This window comes from uncultured Porphyromonas sp., assembly GCF_934359325.1.
Classification (GTDB): domain Bacteria; phylum Bacteroidota; class Bacteroidia; order Bacteroidales; family Porphyromonadaceae; genus Porphyromonas_A.
This window is the reverse complement of record NZ_CAKRLH010000106.1, coordinates 1-5,375: the sequence shown is the minus strand read 5'-3', so window position 1 is coordinate 5,375 and position 5,375 is coordinate 1. Positions and strand designations below refer to the sequence as shown.

6 protein-coding genes and 1 pseudogene are annotated in these 5,375 nt (G+C 59.0%); 2 read left to right on the top strand and 5 right to left on the bottom strand.

The window, feature by feature from the left end; genetic code table 11:
• Positions 1-1,497 (top strand): hypothetical protein (locus Q0F21_RS05020; protein WP_297237973.1); only part of this gene is annotated, 1,497 nt, incomplete at its 5' end.
• A gap of 107 nt (positions 1,498-1,604) precedes the next feature.
• Positions 1,605-2,027, top strand: coding sequence for a hypothetical protein (locus Q0F21_RS05015; RefSeq protein WP_297237971.1), 423 nt, complete (start codon positions 1,605-1,607; stop codon positions 2,025-2,027).
• Between the two features lie 25 nt (positions 2,028-2,052).
• Here the strand turns inward: Q0F21_RS05015 and Q0F21_RS05010 are convergent, their stop codons facing one another.
• The 5 genes and pseudogenes from Q0F21_RS05010 to Q0F21_RS04990 form a co-directional block, all read right to left on the bottom strand.
• The gene (locus Q0F21_RS05010; protein WP_297237969.1) at positions 2,053-2,502 is read right to left on the bottom strand and encodes a YkvA family protein; all 450 of its coding nucleotides are present in this window, start codon (positions 2,500-2,502) and stop codon (positions 2,053-2,055) included.
• 4 nt (positions 2,503-2,506) lie between these two features.
• Positions 2,507-2,734 (bottom strand): hypothetical protein, encoded by a 228-nt coding sequence (locus Q0F21_RS05005; RefSeq protein WP_297237967.1) that lies wholly within the window; start codon positions 2,732-2,734, stop codon positions 2,507-2,509.
• Between the two features lie 57 nt (positions 2,735-2,791).
• Entirely contained in the window at positions 2,792-3,379 is a 588-nt protein-coding gene (locus tag Q0F21_RS05000; RefSeq protein WP_297237965.1) for a histidine phosphatase family protein, read from the bottom strand.
• A gap of 238 nt (positions 3,380-3,617) precedes the next feature.
• A complete protein-coding gene (gene kbl, locus Q0F21_RS04995; protein WP_297237964.1) occupies positions 3,618-4,817 on the bottom strand; it encodes a glycine C-acetyltransferase in 1,200 nt (399 codons plus the stop codon).
• A 114-nt stretch (positions 4,818-4,931) separates the two neighbouring features.
• Positions 4,932-5,375, bottom strand: a pseudogene (locus Q0F21_RS04990) (DNA mismatch repair protein MutS); the annotation flags it as partial.

Genomic DNA, 5,375 nt, shown 5'->3' with positions numbered 1-5,375 from the left:
ATCGGGCTCTATCGCTCGAGCGAGGTGACCTTTGGCTTCAATGTCGGTCACGTCAAGAGCTCCACCAACTGGCAGGACAAGGAGGGCGCTGATATGAGCAAGTGGGTCGGCAACCTCGACCACCTCAGCATCATCTTCCCGATCTCTAATCCCTACCTCGCCACGTCTGACTGGAGAGTGGTCCTGGGTGCCTCGATGAGCTCCCTCTACGACTACGACCGCGACTACGAGATGAGGTCTGTCGCTCCCGAGTACAGCCTCTCGGAGTATATCGCCAATAAGGCGACCCTCGTCGGTGCGCACTATAATACTCTGGCAAACTTGTCCAGCTCGCCCTACTTCCTCGGCACGATGGCGTACAACGGAGGCTTTATCGAGTGGAGACCAAATCATGAGGATATCTATGTCCCCGGCACCTTTGCGCCTGCTAACCCTCTCATCCAGGATGTAGAGGAAAAGTATGCAGAGCCCAATAGGCTCTACCTCAAGCCGGATGCCGGACGGCTCAATGTCTCGGAGAAAGGGTCTCGCAAGATGTATGACTTCACCATCGGCGGCAGCTGGGCAGACAAGGTCTACTTCGGAGCCACCCTCCGGACTACATCCTCAGCCTATGCACGGTCGTCTATGTATCGGGAGGACTTCCACTACACCTACAAGCCTAAGTATAATGTCGAGGATCAGGTCTACTATACCGAGCTCGGCAATAGCCTGACCGTCTCCGGCGGGACTGTCGGTGCCACGTTTGGTCTGATGGCTGCCGTGGGTGACTTCGGTCGTGTCGGAATCTCCTACAATACGCCCCAATTTGGTCGCTACAATGAGGTTTTCTCTACCACCACCCAGTGGTACAATAATAATGCGACCGATGATAATGGCGCCTCGAGACCGCTCTACACCAATGGCACAGACGATATGACCAATACCTACAACCTGGTCATTCCTGGTGACCTAACCGCCAGTGCGATGGTCTTCCTCGGTGGCTACGGTATGGTGACGTACGACTTCAACTGGCGCGACCTTGGCTCTGCTCGCCTTCAGGGAGGTGACTTCCAGGACGCCAACCAGTTTCTCAAGGAGGACTACGGCAGTCAGATGACCCACCGCGTCGGTCTGGAGATCCGCCCTGTGAGCGGCTTCTACCTACGTGCCGGCTACAGCTACTCCGATGGAGGGCTTAAGTCGGAGGGCATCCGCCCCCAGGAGGGCAACGTGATGGCCTACGACTATATCGCCAGCGGTGCAATCACCGATGCGGTCATGCGTGACAGCTACCAGAGCATCACTGCGGGGGTAGGCTGCCGACTCTTCGGTCGGACCACCCTCGACCTCGCCTACGTGAGAGGCAAGGCTACCGAGAGAGTCTACCCCTTCCCCGGTGCGGGCGAGGTAGTGGACCAGTCAGGTCAGGTGGTGGCTCCCGGCATCTCCTCTGAGGGTGCGGCGATGAGTACGGTGACCGATAGGATGGTCGCTTCACTCACGTTCCGCTTCTGACCCCTCATTATACTATAAGTCGCAAATAGATAAGGAAGAGCGCATTACGTGTGGTCCCGGGGACCAGCGTAGTGCGCTCTTTTTTATCCTAAAAAAGGTCGTAGCCTATGAATCGTGAGAAATATACCCCTGACCTGATCACCGCCCTCGGTCCAGATGAGGTCTTTGTCTTTGGATCCAATACCCTCGGTCATCACGGCGGCGGGGCGGCGCTGCAAGCCTTTGAGCGCTTTGGCGCCGAGTGGGGCATGGGTGAGGGCCCCTCGGGGAGGACCTACGCCATCCCGACGCTCGATGCCTCACACCACCGGGTCACGGAGGAGCAGCTCTCTGAGAGCCTCGAGCGCTTCGTCGCCTATGTGCGGCAGCACCCGCACAACACCTTTTACCTCACCCTCATCGGCTGCGGCATAGCGGGGTGGGAGCCGGCGACGGTGAAGCGTCTCCTCTGGCAGTCCATCGGCGAGGAGACCGACCTACCGGACAATCTCATCCTCCCGCGCGCCTTCAGTCGGCAGAGGGAGGACTGAGAGTGGCTTGTCAGCAGAGGTGGACTTACTTCGTTACCAGACGGGTATCGGCTGACCGAAGACAGGGGGTGAGCTTGCGGTAGGTCGCCTGCGCCTGCGCCTCGATCTCCGGTGTGATCAGCTCACTGACCCACTTCGTGATCATCAGCACCACGCCAAGGTCATCGGAGAAGCCGAGGAACCCCAGCGCGTCGGGGATCAGGTCGACCGGCAGGATGAAGTACCCCAGTGCGCCGGCTATGTAAGCCTTGCGGACAGCCGGGGTGCTGTCGGCGCGAAAGACGTACCACAGGCGCAGCACCGGGAGCAGGATCTGCTCGCCGGCAAGCCGTGCCACCTCCCGGATCTTCTCCTGGAGTCCAAGCTCACTAAAGTGCTTTCCATACTTCTTGACATCCTCCACGGACATACTGCCCATCTGCCTTCTTGCGATGGCGACGAGTCCTCCGATGGTTAGGAACTTTCTCTTCTTCATACCTTTATCCTCTCTCTGATAGTAGCTCGGGCTCCAGAGAGCCGTCGTCATACATCATGTGCCGCTGGGACACCACTCTGTCTCTCTCCTCTGATCGCCGTAGGCAGCGGTCGACCAGCAGCGTCACCATACAGGGTACGGCGATACCGACGATCACGCCGACTAAGAATGGCTGTGCCGAGCAGCAGTCGGCGCTGCATGGCTGACAGGGTATTGTGGATCTATTTCTCATCTCTCCCCATTGGATTAAAATTGGTGATCTATGAGGTAAAGGTACCAAAAGTGTCGCTTACTCGACAACGGTCAGCTCCTCAGGCACAAAGCTCAGGGTGGTGATGCTGCCGTAGTGGGGCAGGTCGATGAAGAGATCAGAGAAGTCGATCACCCCCTTGATCCACCGACCGATATTGACCACACCCCCGTGGCAGAAGAAGGCTACCCTCTCCCACTCCGGATGGAGACAGACCTCCTCCACAAGACTGGTGACGCGGCGGCGCATCTCGACGATGCTCTCCCCGCCGGGCGGGGTCACCAGCTCGGGATTTCGCTCCTCGAGGAGCAGCAGGTCCGGCTGTCGACGGATCTCCGTGTAGAGCTCGTCCCACGGTCTCATCTCCCACTCGCCGAAGTTCCGCTCCGCCAGTCGAGGGTCCACCGTCGCCGTCTCGTAGCCGCAGTAGGCGGCAAGCTTCCAGGCGCGCCGGAGCGGACTGGTGAAGGTGGCATCGTAGGTACGCCCCTTGAGGGCTCGCCTCACGCTCTCCGCCTCCTCGCGGAAGCTCTCAGCCACATCCAGGTCGGATGCGCCGTAGCAGAAGGAGCCGTCCACGCCGCAGAGCCGCGTGTGGCGGATGAAGTCTATCTTGGTCTCTCTCATGGGATCCTAATTTCCTAATATGAGACCTTTGCGAAAGACCATTTTGCAAAGGTCTTAATCTGTCTTCTGTGGGCGGCAAAGTTAAGCAATTCTGCCGGACCCCTCTCGCCGAAGTCTAATACCGGTATTAGACTTCGGCGAGACTCGACTCCCACGGCACGTCGCCGTCAGAGACGCAGTAAGGCGCAGGGATCACAAGCGATCCCTGCGCCTTACGTATATACTCGTCCTATCGGGCTTACTTCAGGATGCCGAGGTCGTGGCCGATCTTATCGAAGGCGGCGATGCAGCGGTCGATCTGCTCGTGGGTGTGAGCAGCAGAGAGCTGTACGCGGATGCGTGCCTTGTCCTTCGGCACCACCGGGTAGCTGAAGCCGGTGACGAAGATGCCCTCCTCCTGCATGCGGGCAGCGAACTCAGCTGCCTTGGCAGCATCGTAGATCATCACGGCAACGATGGCACTCTGCGTGGGGAGCAGGTCGAAGCCGAGCTTCTTGATCTTCTCCTGGAAGTAGGCGACATTGTCCATCAGACGGTCGTGGAGCTCCGTCGACTCCTCGAGGATGCGGAAGGTCTCGATGCCGGCACCGACGAGAGAGGGGGGGAGAGAGTTGGAGAAGAGGTAGGGACGTGAGGTCTGGCGGAGAAGCTCGATGATCTCCTTCTTACCGGTGGTGAAGCCACCGACAGCGCCACCGAAGGCCTTGCCGAGGGTACCGGTGATGATCTCCACCTTACCACGCACGCCATACTGCTCGGTGACACCGCGACCGGTCTTGCCGACCACGCCGGCGGAGTGGCTCTCGTCCACCATCACCATAGCATCGTACTTCTCAGCCAGCTCGCAGATCTTGTCGAGCGGAGCGACGTTACCGTCCATAGAGAAGACGCCGTCCGTGGCGATGATACGGAAGCGCTGTGCCTGTGCCTCCTTGAGCTTCTCCTCCAGGTCGGCCATGTCGCCATTGAGGTAGCGGTAGCGCTTAGCCTTGCAGAGACGGACGCCATCGATGATGGAGGCGTGATTGAGCTGGTCGGAGATGATCGCATCCTCATCGGTGAGGAGGGAGCCGAAGAGACCGCCATTGGCGTCGAAGCAGGCAGCGTAGAGGATCGTGTCCTCGGTGCCGAAGTAGCGAGAGATCGCCTTCTCCAGCTCCAGATGCACATCCTGAGTACCGCAGATGAAGCGGACGGAGGACATACCGAAGCCACGGCGAGCCATCATCTTCTCTGCGGCATCGATCAGTCGCTGATCGTCAGCGAGACCGAGGTAGTTATTGGCGCAGAAGTTGAGTGCGTGGATCTCCTTGCCATTCTGGTCCACGGTGATGGCAGAGCTCTGCTTGCTGGTGATGAGGCGCTCACGCTTGTAAGTGCCGGCATCCTTGATCGCCTGGAGAGTCTCCTCGAGGTGCTTCTTATACTTGTCGTACATAGATTGTGATTGTGTATAGATGATTAAGAGTGTCTTCTACTATAGGGTTCGCTTTTACAAGTCCCCCAAAGTTACCACTTTTTTACTCGTTTCGGTTCTACTGACCGGCTGTGGTCACTTCATCCCGATCAGGCGGCGGATGTCGGAGAGCTTATTGAGTGCCTCGAGGGGGGTGAGGTTGTCGATGTCGAGCCCCTTGATCTCGTCGCGAATGGCGGAGAGGGTCGGGTCGTCCAGCTGGAAGAAGCTGAGCTTCATCGGTCCGTCGGTCGTCTCGTCGGCACTGACGGATGGTAGGGCGGTGTCTCCCGCCTTGCTCTCCAGCTGACTCAGGATCTCCTCCGCCCGGGTGACGATCTCACGGGGCATCCCCGCCATGCGCGCCACATGGATACCGAAGCTGTGCTCGCAGCCGCCCGGCACCAGCTTCCTCAGGAAGATCACCTTCCCGTCCGCCTCCTTCACGGAGACATTGTAGTTCCGGATCCTCGGCAGCACCCCCTCCAGCTCATTCAGCTCATGGTAGTGGGTGGCAAAGAGGGTCTTCGGGTGGGCGCG

Bases quoted from the DNA above. Each gene is read 5' to 3' on its own strand.
- Q0F21_RS05005 (WP_297237967.1), bottom strand. From the start codon at position 2,734: ATGAGAAATAGATCCACAATACCCTGTCAGCCATGCAGCGCCGACTGC.
- Q0F21_RS05000 (WP_297237965.1), bottom strand. From the start codon at position 3,379: ATGAGAGAGACCAAGATAGACTTCATCCGCCACACGCGGCTCTGCGGC.
- Q0F21_RS05010 (WP_297237969.1), bottom strand. From the start codon at position 2,502: ATGAAGAAGAGAAAGTTCCTAACCATCGGAGGACTCGTCGCCATCGCA.
- kbl (WP_297237964.1), bottom strand. From the start codon at position 4,817: ATGTACGACAAGTATAAGAAGCACCTCGAGGAGACTCTCCAGGCGATC.
- Q0F21_RS05015 (WP_297237971.1), top strand. From the start codon at position 1,605: ATGAATCGTGAGAAATATACCCCTGACCTGATCACCGCCCTCGGTCCA.